The organism is Klebsiella sp. CN_Kp097, from assembly GCF_040064495.1.
Taxonomy (GTDB): Bacteria; Pseudomonadota; Gammaproteobacteria; order Enterobacterales; family Enterobacteriaceae; genus Klebsiella; species Klebsiella aerogenes.
In genome coordinates this window covers 169,364-195,563 of sequence record NZ_JBEAIL010000002.1, presented here as the reverse complement: position 1 = coordinate 195,563, position 26,200 = coordinate 169,364, and the positions used below count along the sequence as shown (strand labels likewise).

Genomic DNA, 26,200 nt, shown 5'->3' with positions numbered 1-26,200 from the left:
ATGAAACACAGCACCACCGTGCCTGTTAACGCATTACCTTCGGCAGAAAAGTACGCGGGTAACGGCCCCGCCTACCAACGTCGCTTTCATGTGATGGCGAAACCCACCGGCTCCGCCTGTAATCTCGATTGTAGCTACTGCTTTTACCTGCACAAAGAACACTTACTCCAGCAGGAAAAGCGCAGCTATATGAGCGATGAAACGCTGGAAAACTTTATCCGCCAGTACATCGATGGTCAGGATGGCGAACAGGTGGTCTTCTCCTGGCAGGGCGGCGAACCGACCCTGATGGGACTGGAGTTTTTCCACAAAGTGGTGAAATTCCAGCAGCAATATAAAAAGCCCGGCCAGCGGATCGAAAACGATCTGCAAACCAACGGTATCCTGATTAACGATGCCTGGGCTGAATTCCTCAAAGCGAATCAATTCCTTGTCGGCCTGTCGATTGACGGCCCGCGAGAGTTGCACGACCGCTATCGCATCACCCGCAGCGGCAAACCAACGTTTGATAGAGTGATGGCCGGCGTCGACGCCCTGAAGCGCCACGGCGTTCCATTCAATGCGCTGGTCACCGTCAACCGCACCAACGCCCGTTTCCCGTTAGAGGTTTACCGCTTTGTTACCCGCGAACTGGGGGCGACCTACGTGCAGTTTAACCCCTGCGTCGAACCAGTGGACTTTACCCAGACCGCGCCTCATTTCTGGCGTGATGACAGTATCCCCACCGTCGGCAGCCGCCGCGCACGCCCCGGCGATTTAGACTCCATCGTCACCGACTGGTCGGTCGACCCGGACGATTGGGGACGCTTCCTGATCGCCACCTTCGAAGAGTGGGTGAACAACGACCTTGGCCGCGTCCAGGTCAATCTGTTCGAAACCGCCGTCGCCCAGATGATGGGCATGCCGGCGCAAATTTGCACCACCGCGGAGTTTTGCGGCAAAGGGCTCGCGGTTGAGAAAAACGGCGATGTTTTCTCCTGCGACCACTACGTCTATCCGGAGTATCAAATCGGCAATATCGCCGATAACAGCCTGGCGCGAATGGCTTTCTCCGAACGTCAGCAGGCTTTCGGTATGGGTAAATGCGACACGCTGCCCCAGCAGTGCAAGCAGTGCCCTTACCTGAAGCTTTGCCACGGCGAGTGCCCGAAAAACCGTCTGGTGCTCACCACCGACGGCGAAGCCGGTTTGAACTATCTCTGCCCGGGCATTAAAGCCTTTTTCAACTATGCCGAGCCGATTCTGGCGGGCATCGTCACCCTGGTGAAACGCGATTTTAAAGGAGTTAGCCGATGAATCTTCGCGAGAAAATGCTACAGCTGGAGCAGCGCATGAATGCGCAGGTGCTCGGCCAGGAAAACGTCGTTCGCATGCTGCTTATCGCCCTGCTCTGTGATGGGCATATCCTGCTCGAAGGGCTGCCGGGGCTGGCGAAGACCCGCGCCGTCCGCGAGCTGGCGCGACATATCGCCGGCGAGTTTCGCCGTATCCAGTTCACTCCGGATCTGCTGCCATCAGATATCACCGGCAGCGAGATTTATCAGCAAAATGCCAGCCGCGAAGAGGAGCAGTTTCGTTTTCGCCCGGGACCGGTTTTCGGCAACATGATTCTGGCGGACGAAATCAACCGCGCCTCGGCCCGCGTGCAGTCGGCGCTGCTGGAGGCGATGGAAGAGCGCCACGTCACCGTGGCGGGCAAAAGCTGGCCGCTGCCGGGCGTGTTTATGGTGCTGGCGACGCAGAACCCCGTCGACCAGGAAGGCACCTGGCCGCTACCGGAAGCCCAGCTCGACCGCTTTCTGATGAAAGTACAGGTCGACTATCCATCAAAAGAGCATGAGCAGCAGGTGATGCAGCTGGTTCGCGCCGAGCAACAGGCGAAATATGGCGTAGCGGCAAAAACCGCCCCCGCGCCGGAAGCGGAATCACTGCGGTTCAGCCAACAGGAGATCGCCTCCTGCTGGCAGGAGATAAGCGCCATCCACGTCGCGCCGATTATCGAAACCTGGATAGTCGAACTGGTCAACGCCACCCGCCAGCCGCAGCACATCAGCGAGCAGTTAGCCAGCTATCTGGCTTACGGCCTGAGCCCGCGAGGCACCTTAGCGCTGGAGCGCTGCGCCCGCGCGCAGGCCTGGCTCGCGGGACGTGACGCGGTTCGCCCGGAAGACGTGCGTTTTATCGCCCCGGCGGTGATGCGCCACCGCTTGATGCTGAGCTATCAGGCCAGCGCCGATGGTTGCAGCGCCGACGATGTGATTACCATGCTGCTGAACGCCGTGGTGATCTAATGAACGAACTCTGCGTGAATCGCCAGATGCTGCTCGACCTCGGGCCGCAGGCGCGGTTGATGGCTAACCCGCCGGGGCAGATCCCGCCGGGCGCGCTGTCCGGCGAACGCGCCTCCCGCCAGCAGGGCCGTGGGCTCAACTTCGACAGCCTGCGTCGTTATCAACCCGGCGACGACGTACGCATGATCGACTGGCAGACGACCGCCCGTCTGCGTACGCCGTGGGTGCGCCAGTACAATGAAGAGCGCGAACGCCCGGTCTTTTTGCTGGTCGACCAACGATTAGATATGCATTTCGCCACCCGCGGGCAAACTAAAGCGAGCGCCGCGGCCAAAACCGCCGCGCTACTGGCCTGGCGTAGCCATCATGATGGCGATCGTCTCGGCAGCCTGGTGTTTAACGATACCACGCTGGCGCTGCAACCATGCAGCGCGCCACGGCGCACGCTGCCAGCGCTGCTGGATAATCTGACGCATTACAACCAGCTACTGGCGCAGCAATATCCTCACGAACCTGAGCGCACGCAGACGCTAGCGCAGGCGTTACAACGCGCCGCCAGCGCGATTCCACGCGGCGCCTGGGTCGCTATCCTCAGCGATTTTCACGATCTCGACGCCCAAGCGAAGGCCATGCTGGCGCATCTGCGCCGTCGCTGCGAGGTCAGCGCATTTGTGCTGTTCGACGACTTACACCTTCGCCTGCCGCGCTCCGGCACGCTGGCCGCCTGCTACGGCGGGCGCAGCGCCAGCGTCACCCTCACCTCCGCGCTCAGCGCCGATATTCGTCAACACATCATCGGTCGGCTGGCGCGTCAGCAGCAGCAACTCAACCAGTTGGGTATTCGGGTTAATCATCTGACGGTAACTCAGGACCTGCTGCGCCAGTTACAAAAAGGGCTTTAAATGTTTGAGAAAGGCTATGCGGTGCCGGAGCTACTAACGCCCGCGCTGCCCCCCGCCCCCAGCTGGTTTCCGCTACCAATCGGCTGGCTGATTCTGCTCGCGATTGCCGTAGGCCTGGCGGCGCTGTTCCTGCTTATCCGCTACGCCCGCTGGCGGCGCAACCGCTGGCGACGAGAAGCGCTGCTGGCGCTCAATCATCCGCATACCGTCGATAGCTGGATGCAGTTGATTAAACGGGTGCAGCTGGTCCACCAGCCGCGCCAGACGGTTAGCCAAACGCTGGCGCCGGAAGCCGTGCTGGCGTCGTTGACGCTGGATGCTGACCTGCGCGACCAGCTCATCGCCCGCTACTGCCGGGCCGACAACGCCCTGAACGACCAGCAGACGGCGCGGCTTCGCGCTCAGCTGGCGCAGTGGCTAAAGGAGCTTCCACATGTCTGAATGGCTCGCCCACATTGATTTCGCCTGGCCCTGGGCCGCGCTACTGCTGGCGCTGCCGCTGCTCACTCGTTTTCTCCCGCTACCGGCAAAAACCACCGACGAGCGCGTGCGGGTACCGTTTTTACCCTCGCTCATTGACGCGCTACAGCTCGATACCCGGCCAAAACGCGGAAGTGGGGCCAGCGCCGTGCTGTTCTGGCTTATCTGGTCGCTGCTGGTCTGCGCGCTGGCGCAGCCGGAATACCTGACGCCGCCGCAGTACGTCAGCAAGCCGATGCGCGATATCGTGCTGATCCTCGATGTCTCCGGGTCAATGGCGAAAAATGACGTCCAGGGCGGTAATACACGCCTGCAGGCGGTACAGCAATCGGTGCGCAAGTTTGTCGCCGCCCGCCAATCCGACCGCATCGGCATGGTCATCTTCGCCAGCAAAGCCTGGCCCTTCGCCCCGATAAGCGAAGATAAACAGGCGCTGCAAACGCGCATCAATCAGCTGGCGCCGGGCATGATTGGCCAGCAAACCGCTATCGGCGATGCGCTGGGCGTGGCGGTTAAGGTGCTGGATAATGGCCCCGATAAGCAGGCCGATAAGCTGGCGATTTTACTCACCGACGGCAATGATACCGCTTCGCAGCTGTCGCCTGAACTGGCGGCAAAGCTTGCTGCCGACCACCATGTCCGGGTTCATACCATCGCCTTCGGCGACCGCAGCGATACCAGCAAAGACAAAGTCGATTTGCCGCTACTGCAGCGCATCGCGAAAACCACCGGCGGCCAGAGCTGGACCGCCGCGCATTCCGGCAGCGCGCTGGATAGCGTCTGGCAACAAATCGACGCCCTCACTCCGGCGCAGGTCAAAAGCCTCGGCTGGTCCTGGCATCAGGCGCTCTATCCGTGGCCGCTCGCCGTCGCGCTGCTATTGCTACTGCTGGCCGCCTGCGGCCGTGTCCTCAGGGAGAAAATGGCATGAGCGATTTTCATTTCCTCTATCCGTGGCGCTTAACTGCGCTGCTGCTGTGTGTGCTGGTGGCCTGGCTTCCTGGCTATGGCGCTTCCGCCTGGTCAACGCTAATGGATAAACCTTTTCGCGCGTTGATTATTCAACGCCGTCGCAGGTTAACCCGGCTGCTGCCGTGGCTACTCACACTCGGTGTCATCGCACTGGCGGGCCCAAGCTGGCAGCGCGAACTCCCGGCGGCGCTGACGCCGCAAAGCAACGTGATGGTGATTCTGCAGCAGGATCTGGCGATGTATGCCCAGGATCTTCCCCCCTCGCGTCATCAGCGCATGCAGCATAAAATCGCCGCGCTGATGCAACAGCAGCCCGGTTCGCATTTCGGTCTGGTGGTCTACAGTAGCCAGGCCTTTCTCACCACGCCGTTAACCCAGGATCCGCAGTTTTATCAGCTATTTCTCAACGCCCAGTCGCCCTCTTTGCTGCCGGAAGGTAGCGGTTCCGCCCTGCCGCAGGCCGTCGCACTGGCGTTAAAAAATCTGCCTACAGACAAAGACAGCCCGCGTAGCCTAATCCTCGTTGCCGATACCCTGTCGCCTGCCGATGTCACCTGGCTGAAAGGGCAACATCTACCGCTGCAAATTTGGGTACCCGGCACCGCCGCGGGTGGAACGCTGCCGGATAAGTATGCCAGCCTCGGCATCGATACCCGGCTGAACGTCGATCGTTTCCGCCAGTTGCGCGACGCCGGGATCCCGGTGACGCTGGCCAGCGATGATGGCGACGATCTGCCGATCATCGCCAGCCACATTCAACAATCGGTGACTCAGCAAAATAACGCCCGCGAGGATCTGCACTGGAAAAACAGCGGCTACCTGCTGATCGCGCCGATGCTGTTCCTGCTGCTGTTCTGGCGACGCCAGTTACTGATGGTAGCGCTACTATTTCCCGCGCTGCTGTGGTCGCCGCACAGCGATGCCGCCTGGCTCGATGCCTGGGTTCGCCCCGATATTCAGGGGCAGCACGCCTTTCGCCGCGGCGACTACGCCGCTGCCGCCGGGCATTATCGCGATCCGTTATGGCAAGGTATCGCCTGGTATCGGGCGGGCGACTATCCTGCCGCCGCCAGCGCGTTTCGCGCCGCGCCGCCAACCGCGGAAACCTTGCTGTGGCTGGGCAACAGCTATGCTCAGCAAAAGCAGTGGCAGCAGGCGCTCGACAGCTACGATCGCGCCCTCTACCTACATCCTGACTGGTCCATGGCGCTGCAAAATCGCGATAAAATCTCGCAGATTGTGATGGGCATTCGCCAGCAAGAGCGCGAGCGCCAACAGGCGCAGGGCGATGCGATGGACGACGGCCCGGATAAGCTGGTCCACGACCTGCAGAAAAACCAGGGCATCGATCAGCAGCAAATCGGCGCTATTGCCGGGGAGAGTCCGCAGGTTAATCAATGGTTTGATGCGCTGGATGTTTCGCCTACCGGGCTACTGAAAAGCCTGTATCGCAACGGCTCAGGAGATACCGCACCATGAACAAAGCGCTACTTTTTCTGCTGGTTGCCACGCTTCCGGCGCATGCGGCGATGGATATCACCCGTGAACTGGAAGCGCCGGCGCAGATCGTCCCCGGCCAGCCGGTTCGGGTGGCGATCACCTGGTGGACCGATAGCTGGTTTAACCCGCCGCCGCAGTGGCCCGAGTTTGCCGTCAAAAACGGCGAACTTCTGAATACCGCGTTGCCTTCACAGCTGGTGACGCGCAAAAAGAACGGGATCGTCTGGAGCGGCATTCGCCTTGAACGTCAGGTCAGCGCCTGGCAGCAGGGCGTGCTGCGCCTGCCGGCGATCGACATTACCGCGACCTCCGCCAATCAGGCGCCGGTCACGGTACATCTTCCGGCGCTGGAACGCCCGGTAAACTGGCCGGCCAATACCACTCAGGCGGACCATTTTTTACCGGCCAGCCAGCTGACGCTCAGCCAGCAAATTCAACAGTACCACGCGGGGAAAGACGCCACGCTGCGGGTTGGTGATGTCGTTGACCGTATCGTGACCGTCGAGGCGCGGGATGCGCTACCGGGGCAAATTCCACCGCTGCTGTACGCCATTAACGGTAGCGAAAGCCAGCGTCTGGCGCCGGTCAGTGAGGCATTAAAAAGCGAGCGCGGCGATATCATAGGCGCTCATCGGGTGGAGCGGCTGCGTTATCTGCCCAGCCATAGCGGCACGCTGACGCTACCACCGATTAGCTTGCGCTGGTGGGATACCGTTAATCATCAATGGCGAACGGCGAAGCTGGCGGGAGAAACGTTGAACGTCGCCGCGGCGCGACAGGGCGGCGCGGAGCAAGCGCTGCGCGGTACCACGGGGATGGTCACCTGGCAGAGCCTGATGTGGATAGTGATTGCCGCTGCCGCGGTCGGAGGCGGATGGTTTGGCCGCCGCTGGTGTTATCGAACGCTTCTCGGCATTAGTCGACGCTGGCGGCGTTTCTGGCAGCCGCAGCCGTTACCACCGCTGGCCCCTTAGACAAAGCACTTCCCGGCGGTTGACCGGATACGATTCGTAGGCCGGATAAGGCGCAGCCGCCATCCGGCAAAAATACGGTTCCGAACTCACCGCCATTGCCCGGCGGCGTTTTTTATTTCGCCTGACACTGCGCCGGGTCGTATACCGTCTTCCAGTCCTGCTGCATATCGACAACCGTCCAGCCCTTCTGTTTCGCCTCGGTCAATCCTTTCACCAGCTTGCCGCTGGCGGAAGGATGGCTGTCGTAGGCATACTCCCGCGCCGCATCGGTATGGTGCACCAGCAGCTCGAAGGTTTTATAGTTTGGGTTGGCGGCGGTGTACTGCAGCATCGCCAGATCGCCATCGCTGTTGCCGAAAGCCGCAACCGGGCGCTGCCCCATAAACAGGTGGATCGCCACCGGCTTGGCCGCGGCATCATCATTAAATGCGCCTTTCATCGTCTTGCGAAGCTCGGTGCCATCGTCCGTCAGACTAAACTCACTGAGCGCGAACGAACCGATAACCTGCTCCGGCGGGATACCGTACATTTTTTCCGATACCACCCGCATAAAATCAATCCCGCCGCCTGAAACGATCCACGTTTTAAAGCCATTGGCGCGCAGATAATCCAGCAGTTGGCGCATCGGCTGATATCCTAACTGGTCATAGCGGCAGCCGGTACGTTTATCCTGATGGCTGTCAAACCATGCGCTGACCCGCTGACTAAACTCTTCGGTGGTCATGCCGCTATGGGTTAACGCCAGCAGCTTGAGCAACCCTTTTTCGCCGCCCGCCGCTACCGTTTTCAAATCGTTGTTCAGTACCGCCGCCACCAGCGGATCCTTTTTCCACTCCGGATGTTCGGGCGCCAGCCGTTTCACTTCATCCACCGCGAACTGTAGTTGGAAAGTCAGCGGCGCTTCCGGCCACAGGGTGCCGTCATTATCAAAAACCACGTAGCGCTTATCCAGCGGAATAAAGTCCGCCCCGCCTTCACGCGTCGCCCCCTGCACCCATTGCTCAATCGCCTGTTTAGCAGGGGTATCTTTCCATGCCGGCAGCATATCGGTGGCTGCCGCGCTGGTGAAGCTCAATAGCAGCATGCTGAGCAGTACTGTTTTTTTCATTGTTTTTCCTTCTTATTCCACCGCCAAAAACCAGACCTACTTCAGCATGGCGGCAATCTTCTCAAGCGTCGGTTTAACCGTCGCGTAAAAATGGCGAAAGCCAGGACACAAATAATTGAGCCCTTCTTCGCCGTCCGGGGCGCGCACGATGCGGTTTTTCGGGCATTCGCCCCAGCATAAATTCAGATGCGGGCAGCTTTTGCAGTAGGCGGGCAGCGTCTCTTTCTTGCCTATCCCAAACACTTTCTGCCGCTCGGAAAAGACCATATGCGCCAGCTTATGCGCCTTAATATTGCCAAGCTTATATTCCGGGTAGACGTAGTGATCGCAGGAGTAGACGTCGCCGTTTTTCTCAATCGCCAGCGCCTTACCGCAAAACGGCGCGGTGATGCATAACTGGGATGGAAGCCCCATAGTCTGTACCACGGCGGTTTCGAACAAATTCACCTGCACGCGGCCCAGATCACAGGTCACCCACTCATCAAAAGCTTCGGTCAGAAAATGTCCCCAATCGTCCGGATCCACCGACCAGTCGGTGACGATAGAATCCAGATCGCCCGGTTTCGCCCGGCGGCTGCCGGTGATGGGGATCGTCTCTTCGCGCCAGAACTGCGGCGCGGTGGTTTTAAACTCGGCGGCCTCTACGCAGGGCGTAAACTGGATATAGGTGGCACCGAGTTCACGGGTAAGAAAACGATATACCTCGCGCGGGAAACGGGCATTCACCCGGTTAACGACTGCCAGCGCGTTGAACGGCACGCCGTGGCGCTTCAGCGCCGCGATCCCTTCCATAACCTTATCGAAGGTCGGCTTGCCGCTGCGCGTCACGCGGAAGCGATCGTGGATCTCGCGCGGGCCATCGATCGATACCCCGACCAGGAAGTTATGCGCCTTCAAGAAGGCGGCCCACTTATCGTTAATCAGCACGCCATTGGTCTGCAGATCGTTCTCAATGCGCTGGTGCTTCGGCTGATATTTCTTTTGCAGCTCAACGACCTTTTCGAAAAACTCCAGTCCCATCAGGGTTGGCTCGCCGCCCTGCCAGGAGAAAATAATCTCTTCGCCGTCCTGGCTTTGGATGTACTGACGAATGAAATTCTCCAGTACCTCGTCGCTCATTCCTTTGTCGTGCGGCTGATGTAAAAGCTGCTCTTTATGCAGATAAAAACAGTATTGACAGTCCAGGTTGCAGGTGGAGCCGCTGGGTTTCGCCATCATGTGATAGCGGCGTTTATAGGCGGGCAGATAGCGCCCCTGATTCTGTAATGGCGTTAATGGAATGGTGGTGCTTTTTTTCATCGACCAGAACCTATATCTAGAATGCTCAAAACAGCAAAAGGCCCGGACATCTCGCCCGGGCCAACGTCATTTTAATTACCGGTCGGCATCGCCAACTGGAACCCTTCTTTTTGTAACTGCTCGCGGATATTACTAAAGCGTTGATACTGCGACAGGGTAATCGGCCCACTGTAGGCTTCGCTCTGCGGCTTACGCGGCGGATACTCGACGTAGGTTTTCATCAACTTAGTGATGGCTTCATTGAAGGTCACCAGCGTCCAGGTATGCTCGGTATAGTTGTTCATAAAGATATCGTAGCGTTCCTGCGGATCCTGCCAGAGGTCGAAAATCTGCGGCACCGTTGCGACATACGACTCCGGCCCTTTCCAGCCGAGGTTGGAATCCACCGCCAGGCCGCCGGTTTTCGCGCCGTTATCGCCGCGCAGGTTAAACACCGCCTTATAGTGACCGACGCGCGCCGCCCCCGGGGTCAGCTCATTTTCAGTGAAGTAGAACCAGGAGGTACGCGGATCTTTACCGGTGCCAAACAGTACCGGTGAAATATCGTAGCTATCGAAGATAATCGGCTGCCCGGCACGATCTTTGGTGGGTAATTTAATCCCGGCCACCGAAGCAAAGGTCGCCATTAGATCGAGGCCGCCAACGATATCGTGGTTACGGCTATGCTCTTTAATCTTGCCCGGCCACCAGGCGATAGCCGGAACGCGGCTGCCGCCCTCGCGGTCGGTGCCTTTGGTGCCGCGGAATGGCGTATAGCCGGCATCCGGATAGACGTCCTGCCAGGCGCCGTTATCGGTGGTCCATACCACAAGGGTGTTTTTATCGATCCCCAACTCGCGCAGCTTATCCATGATATGGCCAACGCGGGCATCCATTTCCACCATCGAGTCGGCGTATTTGCTCTTCGACATCGACTTGCCGACGTAATCCGGATCCGGCATGTTCGGCTGGTGGTTCTTCATAAAGTTGATGCTCATGAAGAACGGTTCGGAAGATTTTGCGTTTGCTTCGAGATAGTCCAGCGAGGCCTTCTCGACGTAGCGGTCGAAGAATGGGATCCCGACCACGCCCTCTTTGCCATCAACGACCGGGGTATTCACATACTGGCCGTTAATTTTGAACTCTTCCTTCGGCGCTTCGCCCGCCTTGCCGGAGAGCGCGCCGCGGGTGACACGGGTAAACATTTCACGCAGTTGCGGATCCATATCCGGGAACCAGGTCGGGTCGGCATAGGTATAGGCGTTCAGGTGGTAGAGGCCGACGTATTTCATTTCGTCGTAGCCCTGAGCATTAGGTAACGCGTAATCGGCTTCGCCGAGGTGCCACTTACCGGTAAAGAAGGTTTTATAGCCGCCGGTTTTCAGTACCGAGGCCAGCGTCCACTCTTCTTTCGGTAAACCGCCGCCCTGCCCCTGGAAAGCCACGGTGGTCATACCGCTGCGGTTGGGAATGCGCCCGGTCTGCATCGCCGCGCGGCCCGGCGTACTGCTCGGCTGGCCGTAGAAGTCGAAAAAGGTCATCCCCTCATCGGCCATTCTGTCGAGGTTTGGCGTCGGCATACCGCGGCCTTCGCCGCCGCCGTAGACGCCGAGGTCGCCATAGCCGGTATCGTCAGAGACGATCAGGATAATATTGGGCTTCTTTGCCGCACCATCGCTGGGGCCAGCCGCATTTTGATCGGCGGCATTGGCCGTCGCGCCGGGTAATAACGAACCGGCGGCAAAAGCCAGCACGCCGATACCCTTGTATTTTTTATTCATCTTCAAACCTCATTGCTCAGCATGCGCCTGATTTAACTTACGATTTGGCTAATATCAGGCAGGCATTGTCAGATTAGATAAGTCTCAATATGAGATGAGCGACATCGGCAAATGTTGTTGTCGCTACTGAGGCGATTCCGCTTAAGTGAAGTAGAGAAAGCAATAAAAATCCACAGGTTCTGGTTTTATTTTTTAATTAATGCAAAGCGAATCACTATCACCGTTTCGCTAAAGAAACCCGCCGCAAAAGCAATATTATCATTCAATATTTAAGTGGATTCTTAGTTACTAAAAAAAGAAGCCCAACTACCCACTAAAACAGTCTAAGTGAGTGTTTTAAAAAGAGCGATAGATCAGTCCGTTAACGGACTCTAAAAGTGTCGCCTGCTATCTGGCGCCAGCATTTAAATTTAGATATTTTGTATCAGGCGTAATTTCGCGCCATCAAAATATAAAGTATCGCCACTGCAAAATAGCAAAGAGTAATAAAGCGGTAGAGTTAAGCCCGGAGAGAAGATGAGTCGTATTCAAACGCCCTATTCCCACATCATCGATGAATATAATAAGATGATTTCAAAGAATATAAAGGCGATAGACTCATTAAGTCATAGCAGTAATATACGCCAGATTGCCGATGATACGTCTTTCACCCTGAGTACAGGCGAGATTATTATTGTTCTTGAGGGCGTTATTGCCGTTGAGATGCAGGAGCACAACTTTATTCTCGCCCCAGGAAAAGCGAAAACCCAGGCGAAAAAGTTGTTTCAGGTCGGCAAAGGCATCAAAGGAATGTTTTTTGGTATTGTCGAAAGTTATGGCCCGGGTATTCAGCTGCACTATACCGCCAAAAAAAATGTCAAAGTGTTCAGCTGTAATCTCGAATACTTTGAGAAACATTTTACTCAGCCCGATAAATTCACCTTCCTGATGAACATGATGGCCATCACGCTGGCGTTTTTGCTCGATGCGCATGACGAAAGAGCTATTGGCACCCGCTATTTTGTCATTCGCTCCATGATTTATCGCTATCTCAAGCAGAAAAATGAGGGTGTATTACACGACCCGAGCCTGGCGAACTTTATCCTGCGACGCACAAAAATGTCGCGTAGCTATCTGTTTCAGGTACTTTCCGATCTGAAAAACGGCGGCTATATCACGATGAAAAACGGCGAGCTCGTCGATATTGTCAACGAGCTGCCGGAAAAATATTAACGCCGTTGGCTTAACTCTTATCCTGCCCCCGGCGCTTAAACTGCCCGGCGTCGATATCGTACTGCTTCATCTTGCGCCACAGCGTGGTACGGCCAATATTCAGCAACTGCGACATCTCCTGTACCCGGCCGTTGGTCACTCGCGCCGCCTGGATAATCGCCTCTTTCTCGATGGCGCTGAAAGACAGGCTCGACGGCAGTAGCGATGAGGCCGTTTCGCTACCAGGCCGGGTAGAGAAGAGATGTTCGGGGAGATTGCTTAAGCGGATATGCCCGTTATCGCTGCTCATCGCGATATTCTCAATAATGCTATTAAGCTCAAAATCGTTGCCCGGCCACGGGTAGGCGGTCAGTTGGGCCAGCGCGTCGTCATCGACCTTCAGCCGCGATGAAAAGCGTTTCTCCAGCCGACGCAGACGGCTATGCACCAGCGAAGGAATGCTGCCGCGCCGCGCCCGCAGCGGCGGAATGACTATCTCAAACGAATGCAGCGCATAGTACAGCTGGCGGCTAAAGCGGTTCTGCTCCACCAGGTTGGCGAGGTCGACGGTGGTTGTGGCGATCACTTTCACATCTACCGGAATCAGCCGTCGGGCATCAAGACGCGTCAGCACGCCCTGTTTTATCACCTGCAGCAGCGCCGACTGCAGTTCGGGGGCAAGATACTCTATTTTTTCCAGGAACAGCGTGCCGCCGTTAGCCAGTTCGAGTCGGCTGAGGCGGCCATTTTCATCGTCGGTTGGCGCGCTGCCCATAAAATCCTGTCCCAGTACGCTGTCGGCGTACAGCTGGCAGTTAACCGAAATATACGGGCCCGGCGCCCGCTCGCTTTCGTTATGGATAGCCTGGCTCAGTAATTCTTTACCCACCCCTTCCTCGCCGCACAGCAGCACCGGGAAAGCGCCGCGCGCCGCCTGGCGGCCAAAGTGGATCAGCCTGCGGGTTTCCGGGTCATCCGCCGACATCTGTTCGAAGGTATGGCTCACTTTGCCCAATTGGCTGGTCATTAATTGACGCATCTGCTCCACCGGGTGGAGCAGTAAAATAAAGCTATTGCCCTGCTCCTCCACGATAGGCTTCAGGGTGATCACCGCGTCGATAAACTGATGCTGGCTCTCGAAGGTCACTTCCACATGATTAAGGCCGCGGGCCTGTTTAATCGCGCGGCGCAGCAACGCCGGCAGGGTCAGCAACTCATTGATATTTCGCCCCTGGCTGGCCTGGGTATCGAGATGCAGCAGCGTGGCTGCCTGCACGTTGAGAAACTGCAGCACTCCCTGCTCGTTCCACGCCATCACCCCGTCATCCATACTTTCCAGCAGGCCGTACATTTGATTAAGGTGGCGGTTAGATTCCGCCAGCAGGCTGTCGGTAAGCAGCGAGTTACCCACTTCGCGGGCGATGGCCAAGGTCAGCGACAGATCCGCCGGAGCCCACTCTTCGCGCAGGCAGCATAGCGAAATCGATCCAAACAGGCGGCCATGGTTATCGAACACCGGCGTCGAACTGAACGACCAGCGCCGCAGCGCCTGCTTAAAGTGCTCGCCGCCCGCGGTGTTGACCGGCTGCCCGAGCATCGAGGCCAGCGACAGCGCGCAGGTGCCGATAATGCTCTCCGCGCAGTAGCTGCCGTCGCGAAATCCCAGTTCCGCCAGCTGTTCCAGGGTCTGCGGATTACCACAGCGGCTCAGAATACAGGCCGACTCATCAAGGATGAACAGCGCGCAGGAACGGTTGGCCATAAACTCCCACGCATCTTCCAGCGCCGCCTGGCCGATGGTCAGCAGCGCGGTTTTGCGACGGCAGATCGATTCAAAGGTCAGCCCCTGCGCCTGATGCGGCGCCTGCCAGGTTTCACGCTGCATAAATTTGCTGCAGCGATGCCACGACTGGCTGATAACGGCTGAAACTTCATTTTCCGCACCCTGAGTCTGAGCTGTCATATCCCTTTTCCGCTGGAGTTAACACAGTTAAAACGACAAAACCCTCCGGCAGCGGCTGCCGGAGGGAGGAGTTGATGCCGCAATGCGCCGCGGCATAGGACCTTGTGAAAGACTTAACGCGCCAGCCACTGCTGCCCAAGCAGGTCCGCGGTAAGGATGGCGGCGTAGACGCTATCCGCGGTGACCGGGAACGGCATATTGTGGATGGTTTCGCCTTCCGCGCAGGTGGCTTTCGCCACCGCGTGGATTTTGCTTTCGATACCCTCTTTCACGCCCATCTGGGCAAGGGTGATCGGCAGGCCGACTTTTTCACAGAAGCCCATCACGGTTTCGATCTCTTCCAGCGGGCTATTTTGCAGTACCAGCTGCGCCAGGGTGCCGAAAGCGACTTTTTCGCCGTGATATAGATGGTGGCACTCTTCAAGGATGGTGAAACCGTTGTGAATCGCGTGCGCGCCGGCCAGGCCGCTGCTCTCAAAACCGATACCGCTCAGATAGGTGTTGGCTTCGACAATACGCTCCAGCGCATCGGTCACCACTCCAGCCTGAGCCGCCAGGCGTGCTTTTTCGCCTTCCGCCAGCAGCGTATCATAGCACAGGCGCGCCAGGCTCAAGGCCGCCGCCGTGGACTGCCCGCCCGCCATGCTGGTGGCTCGCGCATCGAAGCAGGCCTTGGCTTCAAACCAGGTGGAGAGCGCATCGCCCATCCCGGCCACCAGCAAGCGTACCGGCGCTTTGGCGATAATCGCCGTGTCCATCACCACCATATCCGGGTTTTTCGGGTAGATCAGATACTCTTCAAACTCACCTGCCTCGGTGTAGATAACCGACAGCGCGCTGGTCGGCGCATCGGTTGAAGCAATTGTCGGGATCACCACCACCGGCAGCTTCTGGTAATAGCCGATCGCCTTCGCGGTATCGAGGGTTTTCCCGCCGCCGATACCCACCACGCCGCGGCAGCCGTGCTGCTTAAGAATGGCGATCAGGCGGTTGATTTCCGCATGGCTGCACTCGCCGTTAAACCGTTCCGCATGGCAGCTAATATTGTGGCTATGCAGGCCGTTCAATACTTTGTCGCCCGCCAGCTTCATCACGAAGTCATCGGCGATAACAAAAAAGCTGTCGGCCAGGTTTTTAGCGTATTCGCCAAACAGCATGGCGGCATCAGGTCCCTGGAGATATTTGGCTGGAGATTGAATAACTTTTAGCATTCCTTTCACCCTCAAATAAGTGCGTATGTTGACACGTGAGCCCAGGCCGTCATGCCGCGGCGCCTGATATCAATGGCGCTTACAGCCACGCTGCCGGAGCGATGCATCCACTGTAGGGCGAGCAGCGACGAAAAAAATTTTTCCCTTTTTTGTTCTGTTCTGAAACAGATAAAAAAATAATGCGTTTCACATTGAAACAATGTGACTGAGAAAGCGATGGGATTGCGATCGCGATCGGCTCATTTTGGCAAAAAAGCCGCTATCGTCTCCCCTCTTTAACGCAGAAAATCGCCTCAATGCGGCACAATGGCGAAAAAAATCATCCTTGCCCCATTTCTGATAGCAGAAAAAAACGGACAAATTATTAGCGCTGGCTCGCATTTCTCCTGTTTATCGGCAATTAATGTTCCATAAAGGAACAAAAACTCTTTTCTACGTTCCGTTATGGAACCAATTTTGACGGCATTTTATTTTGCGCCCGCTCAGCCAGAATCACTACATCGCCGGGCTACCCTTATAGACAGGCGACCTCCCCCTACCCTACGGAGCATAAACAATGAAAAAACTGATTAACCGTGTGGAAGATGTACTGAGTGAACAGCTTATCGGCCTGGCGAAGGCGCATCCTGAACTGACGCTGCACCAGGACCCGGTCTATGTCACCCGCGCTGATGCGCCGGTCGCCGGCAAAGTGGCGCTGCTCTCCGGCGGCGGCAGCGGACACGAACCGATGCACTGCGGCTACATCGGCCAGGGCATGCTCTCCGGCGCCTGTCCGGGGGAAATTTTCACCTCGCCGACGCCGGACAAAATGTTCGAATGCGCGATGCAGATTGACGGCGGCGAAGGCGTCCTGCTGATTATCAAAAACTATACCGGCGACATCCTGAATTTTGAGACCGCCACCGAGCTGCTGCACGAAAGCGGCGTTAAGGTCGCCACCGTCGTGGTGGATGACGACGTGGCGGTAAAAGACAGCCTCTATACCGCCGGACGCCGCGGCGTCGCCAATACCGTGCTGATTGAAAAACTGGTCGGCGCCGCCGCCGAACGCGGCGACTCGCTGGAAGCCTGCGCTGAACTGGGCCGCCGTTTAAATAACCTTGGTCACTCGATTGGCATCGCGCTGGGCGCCTGCACCGTACCGGCCGCCGGACAGCCCTCCTTTACCCTGAAAGATGATGAGATGGAGTTCGGCGTCGGCATCCATGGCGAGCCGGGTATCGACCGCCGCCGCTTCAGCTCGCTCGACCAAACCGTCGATGAGATGTTCGATACCCTGCTGGAAAACGGCGCATACAGCCGCACGCTGCGCCAGTGGGATAACGTCAAGGGAGCGTGGCAGGAAGTGAAACAGAGCAAAACCGCGCTGCAAAACGGCGATCGGGTTATCGCGCTGGTCAATAACCTCGGCGCCACGCCGCTTTCTGAACTGTACGGCGTTTACAACCGCCTCGCCCAGCGCTGCGAAGCCTCCGGCATTGTGATTGAACGCAACCTCATCGGCAGCTACTGCACCTCGCTGGATATGGCGGGTTTCTCCATCACCCTGCTGAAAGCGGATGATGACACGCTGGCGTTATGGGACGCCCCGGTCCACACCCCGGCGCTGAACTGGGGAAAATAAGGAGCACGACATGTCACTGAACAGAACGCAAATCGTCGACTGGCTGTACCGCTGCGGCGATATTTTCACCAAACAGAGCGATTTTCTCACCGGCCTTGATAAAGAGATCGGTGACGCCGACCACGGCCTCAATATGCATCGCGGCTTCAGCAAAGTGGTCGAAAAGCTGCCGTCGATCGCCGATAAAGACATCGGTTTTATTCTCAAGAATACCGGGATGACGCTGCTTTCCAACGTCGGCGGCGCCAGCGGCCCGCTGTTCGGCACCTTCTTTATCCGCGCCGCCCAGGTCACCCAGGCGCATCAGAGCCTGACCCTCGACGAGCTTTATCAGATGATCCGCGAAGGCGCGGACGGCGTCGTCAACCGTGGTAAAGCGGAGCCGGGCGATAAGACGATGTGCGACGTCTGGCTGCCGGTGGTGGAATCCCTGCGTCATTCCAGCGAGCAACATCTGTCTATCCCTGCCGCGCTGGATGCCGCCTGCGAAGTGGCCGAGCGCGCCGCCCACGCCACCATCACCATGCAGGCCCGTAAAGGCCGCGCCAGCTATCTCGGCGAGCGCAGCATCGGGCATCAGGATCCCGGCGCGACCTCGGTGCTGTTTATGGTTCAGATGCTGGCTGCCGCCGCCAAAGAGTAAGGAAATCGCGATGGTAAACCTGGTTATTGTTTCTCATAGCGCCCGGCTGGGCGAAGGTGTCGGAGAACTGGCCCGGCAGATGTTAATGAACGATGGCTGTAAGCTGGCGATCGCCGCCGGGATCGACGATCCCGACAACCCGATCGGCACCGATCCGATTAAAGTCATGGAGGCGATCGAATCCGTCGCCGATACCGACCATGTACTGGTGATGATGGATATCGGCAGCGCCCTGCTCAGCGCCGAAACCGCACTCGATCTGCTCGATCCGGCGATGGCGGCAAAAGTGCGGCTGTGCGCCGCGCCGCTGGTCGAAGGGACGCTGGCGGCCACCGTCAGCGCCGCCTCCGGCGCCGGAATCGACAAAGTTATCGCCGATGCCATGAACGCCCTGGAAGCCAAGCGGGTTCAGCTGGGTTTACCTTCGCACACGCCTGACGCCGCCGCCCCAACGCTTGCTGACGACGGCGATGCTAAATCGGTTTCAGTCATTATTAACAATCACAACGGCCTGCACGTGCGTCCGGCATCAAAGCTGGTCGCCGCGCTGGCGGGTTTTAACGCCGACCTGGTGCTGGAGAAAAACGGCAAATGCGTCACCCCGGACAGTCTGAATCAAATCGCTCTGCTGCAGGTGCGCCGCCACGATAAGCTGCGCCTGCTGGCCCGCGGTCCGGACGCCGATGCCGCGCTGGCGGCGTTTCAGGCGCTAGCCGCCGATAACTTCGGCGAGTCGCCGGAGGCGCAGCCGACAGCGGAACCCGCCATACCTGCGCGTGTTGAAGGCGCGGCGCTGCTTTATCCGCTGGCGCCGATCCAACCGGCGCTCCCCGCCGCCGCCGACGTTGCTCGCGAGCAGCAGCGCCTGCGCCAGGCGATCGACCAGACGCTGGCCGATCTCAATGCGCTCACCGAGCTGGCGGAAAACAAATTTAACGCCGATATCGCGGCGATCTTCGCCGGTCATCACACCTTGCTCGACGATGAAGATCTGTTTGATGCCGCCAACGATCGCCTGCTCACCGAACAGTGCTCGGCGGAATGGGCGTGGCATCAGGTGCTGATGGAGCTCAGCCAGCAGTATCGTCAGCTGGATGACGCCTATCTGCAGGCCCGTTATATCGATGTCGACGATATTCTGCAGCGCACGCTGCGCCATCTGCAGGGTATAAAGGAGACGCTGCCATTCGCCAGTGAGCCGACGATTATTATCGCCGACAATATTTATCCCTCGACCGTACTCCAACTGGATGCCAGCCAGGTCACCGGCCTGTGCCTGCGCGACGGCAGCGAACAGGCCCACGGCGCGATTATCGCCCGTGCGGCGGGGATCGCCTGGCTATGCCAGCAGGGCGAAGCGCTGAATGATATTCAGCCTGGCGAAGCCATCACGCTCGATATGCGTCAGCAACGCCTTATTCGTCGCTAAATCCACTTTGACCGTTACCACTCCGGAGGCCCGCCTCCGGAGGGTGAGTTTTCGCTTACTGATCAGGAACCACTATGTCTCAATTCTTTTTTAACCAGCGCGCCAGCCTCGTTAACGACGTGATCGAGGGTACCATTATTGCCAGCCCGTGGAACAACCTCGCCCGCCTGGAGAGCGACCCGGCGATCCGTGTAGTGGTGCGCCGCGATCTGAATAAAAACAACGTGGCGGTGATTTCCGGCGGCGGCTCCGGCCATGAACCGGCGCACGTCGGCTTTATTGGTAAAGGCATGCTGACCGCCGCGGTCTGCGGCGATCTGTTCGCCTCGCCGAGCGTCGATGCGGTACTCACCGCGATTCAGGCGGTGACCGGCGAGGCGGGCTGTCTGCTGATCGTTAAAAACTACACCGGCGATCGGCTTAACTTCGGCCTCGCGGCGGAGAAAGCGCGCCGTCTTGGCTACAACGTGGAGATGCTGATCGTCGGCGACGATATTTCGCTGCCGGATAACAAACAGCCGCGCGGCATCGCCGGGACCATTCTGGTGCATAAGGTGGCGGGCTATTTCGCCGAGCGCGGCTTCAACCTCGCCACCGTCCTGCGTGAAGCGCAATACGCCGCCAACCATACCGCCAGCATCGGGGTGGCGCTGGCCAGCTGTCACCTGCCGCAGGAAGCGGAAAGCGCGCCGCGCCATCAGCCCGGCCACGCCGAGCTGGGAATGGGCATCCACGGCGAGCCGGGAGCTTCGACGATCGCGACCCATAACAGCGCGGAAATCATGCAGATTATGGTAGAGAAGCTGACCGCCGTCCTACCCGAAACCGGCCGCCTGGCGGTGATGCTCAATAATCTCGGCGGCGTGTCGGTGGCCGAGATGGCGATTCTGACCCGCGAACTGGCCAATACCCCACTCCATGCGCGCGTTGACTGGTTGATTGGCCCGGCTTCGCTGGTAACGGCGCTGGATATGAAAGGCTTCTCGCTGACCACTATCGTGCTGGAAGAGAGCATCGAAAAGGCGCTGCTGTCGGATGTCGAAACCGCCAGTTGGCAGAAGCCGGTGCAGCCGCGGGCTGTTAATATTATGCCGTCCGCGCTCGCCAGCGCACGCGTCTCCTTTACGCCATCGGCCAACCCGCAGGTGGGCGATTACGTGGCGCAGGTGACCAGCACCCTCTCCGGCCTCGAAACCCATCTCAACGCGCTTGACGCCAAAGTGGGCGACGGCGATACCGGCTCCACTTTCGCCGCCGGCGCGCGTGAGATTGCCGCTCTATTGCAACGCCAGCAACTGCCGCTCAATGATTTACCCACGCTGTTCGCGCTAATTGGCGAACGCCTGACGGTGGTGATGGGCGGCTCAAGCGGCGTATTGATGTCGATTTTCTTCACCGCCGCCGGGCAGAAGCTGGAGCAAGGCGCCAGCATGGCGGAAGCGCTGAACGCCGGTCTGGGGCAGATGAAATTTTACGGCGGCGCCGATGAGGGAGACCGGACGATGATTGATGCTCTACAGCCGGCGCTGGCGGCGCTGTTGGCCGAACCGGATAATCTGCAGGCCGCTTTCGCCGCGGCGCAGGCCGGCGCGGATCGCACCTGCCAGTCGAGCAAAGCCGGCGCCGGACGCGCCTCCTATCTCAATAGCGAGAGCCTGCTCGGCAATATGGACCCCGGCGCCCACGCGGTGGCGATGGTGTTTAAGGCGCTGGCGGAACGCTAAGCCTCACCCGGTGGCGCTGCGCTTACCGGGGCGACATAACACCATTGAAAGGTAGCCCGGAGAAGGCGCAACGCGCCGCCATCCGGGTTTACCACACTGCCGATTATTTGCTATGCCAGTACGCCTGCGAACGCACCAGTTGCTGATCGATACTCGGCTCCTCAAAGCGCGCCAGCAGCGATTTCACCACGCCGCCTTCTCCGGTCAGCCAGATAAAATAATCTTCTGACGGTACCTTAACCTGCGCCAGCCGCTCGGCGACGAACGCCGGGTTGTGGCCTACCACCCATTCGATATTAAAGCCGTCGAGATCCGCCAGATAATCTTTATACGAAGCATCCGCGATGGTGACGATGGCCGTCACCTGCGGCGTCACCGGCAGCTGGCGTAATCCCAGCAGGCGACGGCGCAGCGCCGGCATTCCCGACTCGTCACAGACATAAAGCTGCCAGGCGTAATCTTCCGGCACCACCAGCGAGCCGCGCGGCCCGCCGATCACCAGCTTATCGCCGACGTTGGCTTCCAGCGCCCAGCGGCTGGCAATACCGCCATCGTGGATATAGAAATCGTAAGCCAGCTCGTGGCGTTCGGCATCGTACAGCGGCGTGTAGTCGCGGGTCGCCGGGCGCACGCCCTCGCCCCAGTTAATGCCTTCGTCGGTCACTTCCGGCGGTGTAAATACGCTGCCCGCCTGCGGGAAAAACAGTTTGGTGTGGTCGTCAAAACCTTGTGAAACAAAGCCATCCAGCGCCTCGCCCCCCAGCACGATCCGCTGGAACGCCTGGCCGATACGCTCAACGCGCAGCACGGTTAATTCGCGAAAACGTAGTTCGTTACGCACGCGCTGCGGGTATTTAGTTTGATTGATTATTGTCATCCGTCATCGCCTTGGTGAAGGGTAAATAGATATATCTAAACTCAGTGCAAATGATAATGATTGCCATTAATGAAAATGGCAAGTTTTTTTTGATATAAATTACAGGAAAGCTTCATCAAAGCTAAAAACAACAATAAAACAATTAATATCAATCAATTATAAATTACACATTGTCTTTTTTTACTATTTAGATATAAATTAGATATATCAAAAAATATGCAGGAGAACTGATGCGACATCATCATGAAGAAGGCCACGGCGAACAGGGCCGTCGCGGCGGCGGACGCCGCCAGCGTTTCTTTGGCCACGGCGAATTGCGCCTGGTGATCCTCGATATCCTTTCGCGCAACGCCAGCCACGGCTATGAGCTGATTAAAGAGATTGAGGCGCTGACGCAAGGCAATTACAGCCCCAGCCCAGGCGTTATCTACCCGACGCTCGACCTGCTGCAGGATCAGGGATTGATTAGCGTAGAAGAGGAAAATGGGCGTAAAAAAATCGCTATCACTGAAGAGGGACGCCGCCTGTGCGCCGAAAGCGGCGAGCAGTTAAGCCAAATTCAGACGCGCCTGCAGGAACGCATGATCGGCTGCGAATTGCGCAAAAATCCGCAGATGAAACGCGCGCTGGAAAACTTTAAAGCGGTCCTGGACCTGAAGGTCAACCAGCAGAGCATCAGCGACGCGCAGTTGAAACAGATCATCGGCGTGATTGACCGCGCGGCGATGGAAATCTCCCAACTCGATTAACCTCTCGCACCACAATGGTTCCCAGGCTGCTCCATCACGCAGCGGCCTGCACCACGCCACGTCATACCGCTTCACACCCCAACGGCAGTTTATCTTGCAGCCTCAGGAATAAAACGTGCCAATATTTAAGTTATGAGATTAAATTTCGCACAATTGCGCCTTAACTTTGCGTTTATCCCGATTTTCATCGTCGCTGCCAGGCTGGCGTAATCCCTGCAATACTTAATTCAGTATCATGTGATACGCCCCCCCAGGAGCACATTTTGAACAGGTTACCTTCCAGCGCATCGGCTCTGGCCTGCAGCGCGCACGCACTGAATCTCATTGAGAAGCAATCGCTCTCCCATGACGAAATGAAAGCACTGAACCAGGAGGTGAGAGAATACTTTAAAGAACATGTGAACCCGGGGTTTCTGGAGTATAGAAAATCGGTCACAGCCGGCGGGGATTACGGAGCCGTAGAGTGGCAAGCGGGAGGGTTAAATACGCTTGTCGACACCCAGGGACAGGAGTTTATCGACTGCCTTGGTGGGTTTGGCATCTTCAATGTAGGGCACCGTAATCCAGTTGTGGTATCCGCCGTCGAAAATCAACTCGCGAAACAACCGCTTCACAGCCAGGAGCTGCTGGACCCGCTGCGGGCGATGCTGGCGAAAACGCTGGCGGCCTTAACGCCCGGCAAGCTCAAATACAGTTTCTTCTGCAACAGCGGCACGGAATCGGTGGAAGCGGCGCTGAAGCTGGCAAAAGCCTATCAGTCTCCGCGCGGCAAATTTACCTTCGTCGCCACCAGCGGCGCGTTTCACGGTAAATCGCTGGGCGCGCTGTCGGCCACCGCGAAATCGACCTTCCGCAAACCGTTTATGCCGCTACTGCCGGGCTTCCGCCACGTGCCGTTCGGTGATATCAACGCCATGCGTTCCATACTGAGCGAGTGCAAAAAAACCGGCGATGACGTCGCGGCGGTGATCCTTGAGCCTATCCAGGGCGAAGGCGGCGTGATCCTGCCGCCGGCGGGTTACTTACCGGCGGTCCGTAAACTGTGCGACGAGTTTGGCGCGTTGCTGATCCTCGACGAAGTACAGACCGGCATGGGCCGCACCGGCAAGATGTTCGCCTGCGAGCATGAAAACGTGCAGCCGGATATTCTGTGTCTGGCTAAAGCGCTCGGCGGCGGCGTAATGCCGATCGGTGCAACGGTAGCGACGGAAGAGGTCTTCTCGGTGCTGTTCGATAACCCATTCCTGCACACCACCACCTTCGGCGGCAACCCGCTGGCCTGCGCGGCGGCGCTGGCGACGATCAACGTCTTGCTCTCACAGAACCTGCCGGCGCAGGCTGAGCAGAAAGGCGATCTGTTGCTGGACGGCTTCCGTCAACTGGCGCGCGAATATCCGGATCTGGTGAATGAAGTCCGCGGGAAAGGCATGTTGATGGCTATTGAGTTTGTCGATAACGAGATTGGCTACAACTTTGCCAGCGAGATGTTCAGACAGCGGGTGCTGGTCGCCGGGACGTTAAACAACGCCAAGACGATCCGCGTTGAACCGCCGCTGACGCTCACCCTCGAACAGTGCGAACAGGTGCTGAAGGCGGCGCGCAAAGCGCTGGCGGCACTGCGCATTTCGGTCGAAGAGACATAATTCACACCCGACCCTCTCCCGTCGGGAGAGGGTCTTTTCACGTTATACAATCCGCACGCCCGCCGGCATAACGCGTTCCGGCGTCAACAGCACGCTTTCGCTTTCATCCTCGGTTTCCGCGCATAACAGCATGCACTCAGAAGTTTCGCCACGCATTTTGGCTTTCGCCAGATTACACAGCACCACCACCGTTTTCCCCAGCAGCTCCTCTTCGCTGTAGTAGGGCACCAGGCTAGTGACCGTCTGCAGCGTACGGTCGCCGACATCAATTCGCGCGATGTACAGTTTGTCAGCATTGTCATGGCGCTTCACCTCGACAATCTTGCCGACGCGCATCTCCAGTTTGGCAAAATCAGCGTAAGCTACGGTATCCATCTCTCATCTCCAGTAAATTTTTACTAAAAGATAGCAAGTTTTTGCCGTTCGTCTGCATAATGCTGATAATAATGCTACTTCTGTCACGCTATCGCCGGGGAAAACAGCCCTCGCGCGCAGGCGTTTTTTACTGAAATAAGGTGCAGGACGCGACGCTTGCTTTACAATGGATGAGCAAACATGGGCAACGTCCGATAAAGGAAAAAGATGGCAACGCTAAAAGACATTGCGACCGAAGCGGGTGTTTCGCTGGCGACGGTTTCCCGGGTGTTAAACGACGATCCCACCCTGAACGTGAAAGAAGAGACCAAGCATCGCATTCTCGAGATTGCGGAGAAGCTGGAGTATAAAAGCAGCAGCGCGCGTAAAACGCAGGTCCTACCCGTCGGCCACCATCATATCCTGGCGCTGTATAGCTACCAGCAAGAGCTGGAAATTAACGACCCTTACTATCTCGCCATTCGCCACGGTATTGAAACCCAGTGCGAAAAGCTCGCCATCGAGCTCACCAACTGCTATCTCAATAACACCCTGCCCGAGCTGAAAAAGGTCACCGGCGTATTGATTATCGGCCAGCCGACGCGCGAGCTGCGCGAGACCGCCAGCGCGCTGACCGACAATATCTGCTTTATTGATTTTCACGAAGCCGGCAGCCCGTACGATGCGGTGGATATCGACCTGGTACGAATCGCTAAAGAGGTGGTCGACTTCTTTATCCAGCAGGGCGCGTCGCGCATTGGATTTATCGGCGGCCAGGATCAGCCCGGCAAGGCCGATATTCGCGAAGTGGCGTTTGTGGAGTACGGTCAGTTGAAGGGCGTGGTTTCAGCCGATGATATCTGGCGCGGCGGTTTTTCCAGCTCGTCCGGTTATGAGCTGGCGAAGCAGATGCTGGTGCAAGCGGAGTTTCCGCGGGCGCTGTTTGTCGCCTCGGACTCCATCGCCATCGGCGTGCTGCGCGCCATCCACGAACACGGGCTGGCGATCCCGGAAGATATTTCGCTGATTAGCGTCAACGATATCCCCACCGCGCGCTTTACCTTCCCGCCGCTGTCGACGGTGCGGATCCACTCCGAAATGATGGGCAGCCAGGGGGTGAACCTGCTAATCGAGAAGGCCCGCGATGGCCGCGCCCTGCCGCTTAACGTTTTTGTTCCCAGCGTGTTGAAGCTGCGCGGCACCACCCGTTGATCCAACCCCATCCCGGCGGCGCTACGCTTGGCCGGGCTACCGGTCCTGGCCGGAACGCCATTCCGTAGGTCGGGTAAGGCGAAGCCGCTACCCGCATCCAGTTCCCCGGCGGCGCTGCGCCTGGCCGGGCTACCGGTCCTGCCCGGAACGCCATTCTGTAGGTCGGGTAAGGCGAAGCCGCTACCCGACACAAAGCGGTTCATTTTGTGATCGAGTTAAAGTAAATCATCCCTGGCGATTTTATTTAGTAAAAGTTTTACTAAAATGAGTTTTATCTTATTAAGCCGTTCA

The 26,200-nt window shown here is 57.9% G+C and carries 22 protein-coding genes; 15 read left to right on the top strand and 7 right to left on the bottom strand.

The genetic code is table 11. The features are described 5' to 3' along the window. The 7 genes from ABLV07_RS03095 to ABLV07_RS03065 are packed head-to-tail and all read left to right on the top strand — an operon-like array spanning position 1 to position 7,119. Positions 1–1,296 carry an anaerobic sulfatase maturase gene (locus ABLV07_RS03095; protein ID WP_151584287.1) on the top strand — a complete coding sequence of 432 codons (1,296 nt, stop codon included), beginning with the start codon at positions 1–3 and terminating at the stop codon, positions 1,294–1,296. Continuing rightward, positions 1,293–2,291, top strand: a complete 999-nt coding sequence (locus tag ABLV07_RS03090) for a MoxR family ATPase (RefSeq protein ID WP_151584285.1) — start codon at positions 1,293–1,295, stop codon at positions 2,289–2,291. The genes ABLV07_RS03095 and ABLV07_RS03090 overlap by 4 nt, the downstream gene beginning before the upstream one ends. Then, complete coding sequence (locus ABLV07_RS03085) at positions 2,291–3,193, top strand: DUF58 domain-containing protein (protein WP_015703540.1); 903 nt, start codon at positions 2,291–2,293, stop codon at positions 3,191–3,193. The genes ABLV07_RS03090 and ABLV07_RS03085 overlap by 1 nt, the downstream gene beginning before the upstream one ends. Next, complete coding sequence (locus tag ABLV07_RS03080) at positions 3,194–3,634, top strand: DUF4381 family protein (protein ID WP_045359795.1); 441 nt, start codon at positions 3,194–3,196, stop codon at positions 3,632–3,634. It abuts the gene before it with no gap. Continuing rightward, positions 3,627–4,604: a VWA domain-containing protein gene (locus ABLV07_RS03075; RefSeq protein ID WP_058675855.1), complete on the top strand. Its 978-nt coding sequence runs from the start codon at positions 3,627–3,629 to the stop codon at positions 4,602–4,604. The genes ABLV07_RS03080 and ABLV07_RS03075 overlap by 8 nt, the downstream gene beginning before the upstream one ends. Beyond that, positions 4,601–6,124, top strand: a complete 1,524-nt coding sequence (locus tag ABLV07_RS03070; RefSeq protein ID WP_058675854.1) for a VWA domain-containing protein — start codon at positions 4,601–4,603, stop codon at positions 6,122–6,124. Before ABLV07_RS03075 ends, ABLV07_RS03070 begins: the two co-directional genes overlap by 4 nt. After that, positions 6,121–7,119, top strand: coding sequence for a BatD family protein (locus ABLV07_RS03065; RefSeq protein WP_058675853.1), 999 nt, complete (start codon positions 6,121–6,123; stop codon positions 7,117–7,119). Before ABLV07_RS03070 ends, ABLV07_RS03065 begins: the two co-directional genes overlap by 4 nt. 112 nt (positions 7,120–7,231) lie before the next feature. Here the strand turns inward: ABLV07_RS03065 and ABLV07_RS03060 are convergent, their stop codons facing one another. From ABLV07_RS03060 to ABLV07_RS03050, 3 genes are all read right to left on the bottom strand, one after another. Next, the gene (locus tag ABLV07_RS03060) at positions 7,232–8,227 is read right to left on the bottom strand and encodes an HAD family hydrolase (RefSeq protein WP_058675852.1); all 996 of its coding nucleotides are present in this window, start codon (positions 8,225–8,227) and stop codon (positions 7,232–7,234) included. A 36-nt stretch (positions 8,228–8,263) separates the two neighbouring features. After that, positions 8,264–9,526: an anaerobic sulfatase maturase gene (locus tag ABLV07_RS03055; protein WP_058675851.1), complete on the bottom strand. Its 1,263-nt coding sequence runs from the start codon at positions 9,524–9,526 to the stop codon at positions 8,264–8,266. A gap of 71 nt (positions 9,527–9,597) precedes the next feature. Then, entirely contained in the window at positions 9,598–11,286 is a 1,689-nt protein-coding gene (locus tag ABLV07_RS03050) for an arylsulfatase (RefSeq protein WP_015369607.1), read from the bottom strand. A 516-nt stretch (positions 11,287–11,802) separates the two neighbouring features. Between ABLV07_RS03050 and ABLV07_RS03045 the strand changes: the two genes are divergently transcribed. Then, entirely contained in the window at positions 11,803–12,498 is a 696-nt protein-coding gene (locus tag ABLV07_RS03045; RefSeq protein ID WP_015369605.1) for a helix-turn-helix domain-containing protein, read from the top strand. Positions 12,499–12,508: 10 nt separating this feature from the next. On the opposite strand, the gene dhaR is transcribed toward ABLV07_RS03045, so the two are convergent. Both dhaR and ABLV07_RS03035 read right to left on the bottom strand, forming a co-directional pair. Continuing rightward, entirely contained in the window at positions 12,509–14,440 is a 1,932-nt protein-coding gene (dhaR, locus tag ABLV07_RS03040; protein WP_058675850.1) for a dihydroxyacetone kinase operon transcriptional regulator DhaR, read from the bottom strand. Between the two features lie 113 nt (positions 14,441–14,553). After that, positions 14,554–15,651, bottom strand: coding sequence for a glycerol dehydrogenase (locus ABLV07_RS03035; protein ID WP_007372182.1), 1,098 nt, complete (start codon positions 15,649–15,651; stop codon positions 14,554–14,556). Between the two features lie 556 nt (positions 15,652–16,207). Here ABLV07_RS03035 and dhaK point away from each other — a divergent pair. From dhaK to ABLV07_RS03015, 4 genes are all read left to right on the top strand, one after another. After that, entirely contained in the window at positions 16,208–17,278 is a 1,071-nt protein-coding gene (gene dhaK, locus ABLV07_RS03030) for a dihydroxyacetone kinase subunit DhaK (RefSeq protein ID WP_032709201.1), read from the top strand. A gap of 10 nt (positions 17,279–17,288) precedes the next feature. Beyond that, positions 17,289–17,921, top strand: coding sequence for a dihydroxyacetone kinase subunit DhaL (gene dhaL / locus ABLV07_RS03025; RefSeq protein WP_007372179.1), 633 nt, complete (start codon positions 17,289–17,291; stop codon positions 17,919–17,921). 10 nt (positions 17,922–17,931) lie between these two features. Continuing rightward, positions 17,932–19,350 carry a dihydroxyacetone kinase phosphoryl donor subunit DhaM gene (gene dhaM, locus ABLV07_RS03020; protein ID WP_015369602.1) on the top strand — a complete coding sequence of 473 codons (1,419 nt, stop codon included), beginning with the start codon at positions 17,932–17,934 and terminating at the stop codon, positions 19,348–19,350. Between the two features lie 74 nt (positions 19,351–19,424). Beyond that, complete coding sequence (locus ABLV07_RS03015; RefSeq protein WP_015369601.1) at positions 19,425–21,074, top strand: glycerone kinase; 1,650 nt, start codon at positions 19,425–19,427, stop codon at positions 21,072–21,074. A 103-nt stretch (positions 21,075–21,177) separates the two neighbouring features. On the opposite strand, the gene ABLV07_RS03010 is transcribed toward ABLV07_RS03015, so the two are convergent. Next, a complete protein-coding gene (locus tag ABLV07_RS03010) occupies positions 21,178–21,951 on the bottom strand; it encodes a siderophore-interacting protein (protein WP_020077888.1) in 774 nt (257 codons plus the stop codon). 230 nt (positions 21,952–22,181) lie between these two features. On the opposite strand from ABLV07_RS03010, the gene ABLV07_RS03005 reads away from it, so the two are divergent. Both ABLV07_RS03005 and ygjG read left to right on the top strand, forming a co-directional pair. Continuing rightward, the gene (locus tag ABLV07_RS03005; RefSeq protein WP_020077887.1) at positions 22,182–22,700 is read left to right on the top strand and encodes a PadR family transcriptional regulator; all 519 of its coding nucleotides are present in this window, start codon (positions 22,182–22,184) and stop codon (positions 22,698–22,700) included. 263 nt (positions 22,701–22,963) lie between these two features. Further along, positions 22,964–24,343, top strand: a complete 1,380-nt coding sequence (ygjG, locus tag ABLV07_RS03000) for a putrescine aminotransferase (RefSeq protein ID WP_020077886.1) — start codon at positions 22,964–22,966, stop codon at positions 24,341–24,343. A gap of 42 nt (positions 24,344–24,385) precedes the next feature. Here the strand turns inward: ygjG and ABLV07_RS02995 are convergent, their stop codons facing one another. Beyond that, positions 24,386–24,718, bottom strand: coding sequence for a tRNA-binding protein (locus ABLV07_RS02995; protein ID WP_042897872.1), 333 nt, complete (start codon positions 24,716–24,718; stop codon positions 24,386–24,388). Positions 24,719–24,925: 207 nt separating this feature from the next. On the opposite strand from ABLV07_RS02995, the gene ebgR reads away from it, so the two are divergent. Further along, positions 24,926–25,909, top strand: a complete 984-nt coding sequence (ebgR, locus tag ABLV07_RS02990; protein WP_335073857.1) for a transcriptional regulator EbgR — start codon at positions 24,926–24,928, stop codon at positions 25,907–25,909. Positions 25,910–26,200 lie beyond the last annotated feature (291 nt).

What these genes read in the sequence shown, in the direction of transcription:
- ABLV07_RS03095 (WP_151584287.1), top strand. Translation starts at nt 1, where the DNA reads ATGAAACACAGCACCACCGTGCCTGTTAACGCATTACCTTCGGCAGAA.
- ABLV07_RS03090 (WP_151584285.1), top strand. Translation starts at nt 1,293, where the DNA reads ATGAATCTTCGCGAGAAAATGCTACAGCTGGAGCAGCGCATGAATGCG.
- ABLV07_RS03085 (WP_015703540.1), top strand. Translation starts at nt 2,291, where the DNA reads ATGAACGAACTCTGCGTGAATCGCCAGATGCTGCTCGACCTCGGGCCG.
- ABLV07_RS03080 (WP_045359795.1), top strand. Translation starts at nt 3,194, where the DNA reads ATGTTTGAGAAAGGCTATGCGGTGCCGGAGCTACTAACGCCCGCGCTG.
- ABLV07_RS03075 (WP_058675855.1), top strand. Translation starts at nt 3,627, where the DNA reads ATGTCTGAATGGCTCGCCCACATTGATTTCGCCTGGCCCTGGGCCGCG.
- ABLV07_RS03070 (WP_058675854.1), top strand. Translation starts at nt 4,601, where the DNA reads ATGAGCGATTTTCATTTCCTCTATCCGTGGCGCTTAACTGCGCTGCTG.
- ABLV07_RS03065 (WP_058675853.1), top strand. Translation starts at nt 6,121, where the DNA reads ATGAACAAAGCGCTACTTTTTCTGCTGGTTGCCACGCTTCCGGCGCAT.
- ABLV07_RS03060 (WP_058675852.1), bottom strand. Translation starts at nt 8,227, where the DNA reads ATGAAAAAAACAGTACTGCTCAGCATGCTGCTATTGAGCTTCACCAGC.
- ABLV07_RS03055 (WP_058675851.1), bottom strand. Translation starts at nt 9,526, where the DNA reads ATGAAAAAAAGCACCACCATTCCATTAACGCCATTACAGAATCAGGGG.
- ABLV07_RS03050 (WP_015369607.1), bottom strand. Translation starts at nt 11,286, where the DNA reads ATGAATAAAAAATACAAGGGTATCGGCGTGCTGGCTTTTGCCGCCGGT.
- ABLV07_RS03045 (WP_015369605.1), top strand. Translation starts at nt 11,803, where the DNA reads ATGAGTCGTATTCAAACGCCCTATTCCCACATCATCGATGAATATAAT.
- dhaR (WP_058675850.1), bottom strand. Translation starts at nt 14,440, where the DNA reads ATGACAGCTCAGACTCAGGGTGCGGAAAATGAAGTTTCAGCCGTTATC.
- ABLV07_RS03035 (WP_007372182.1), bottom strand. Translation starts at nt 15,651, where the DNA reads ATGCTAAAAGTTATTCAATCTCCAGCCAAATATCTCCAGGGACCTGAT.
- dhaK (WP_032709201.1), top strand. Translation starts at nt 16,208, where the DNA reads ATGAAAAAACTGATTAACCGTGTGGAAGATGTACTGAGTGAACAGCTT.
- dhaL (WP_007372179.1), top strand. Translation starts at nt 17,289, where the DNA reads ATGTCACTGAACAGAACGCAAATCGTCGACTGGCTGTACCGCTGCGGC.
- dhaM (WP_015369602.1), top strand. Translation starts at nt 17,932, where the DNA reads ATGGTAAACCTGGTTATTGTTTCTCATAGCGCCCGGCTGGGCGAAGGT.
- ABLV07_RS03015 (WP_015369601.1), top strand. Translation starts at nt 19,425, where the DNA reads ATGTCTCAATTCTTTTTTAACCAGCGCGCCAGCCTCGTTAACGACGTG.
- ABLV07_RS03010 (WP_020077888.1), bottom strand. Translation starts at nt 21,951, where the DNA reads ATGACAATAATCAATCAAACTAAATACCCGCAGCGCGTGCGTAACGAA.
- ABLV07_RS03005 (WP_020077887.1), top strand. Translation starts at nt 22,182, where the DNA reads ATGCGACATCATCATGAAGAAGGCCACGGCGAACAGGGCCGTCGCGGC.
- ABLV07_RS02995 (WP_042897872.1), bottom strand. Translation starts at nt 24,718, where the DNA reads ATGGATACCGTAGCTTACGCTGATTTTGCCAAACTGGAGATGCGCGTC.
- ebgR (WP_335073857.1), top strand. Translation starts at nt 24,926, where the DNA reads ATGGCAACGCTAAAAGACATTGCGACCGAAGCGGGTGTTTCGCTGGCG.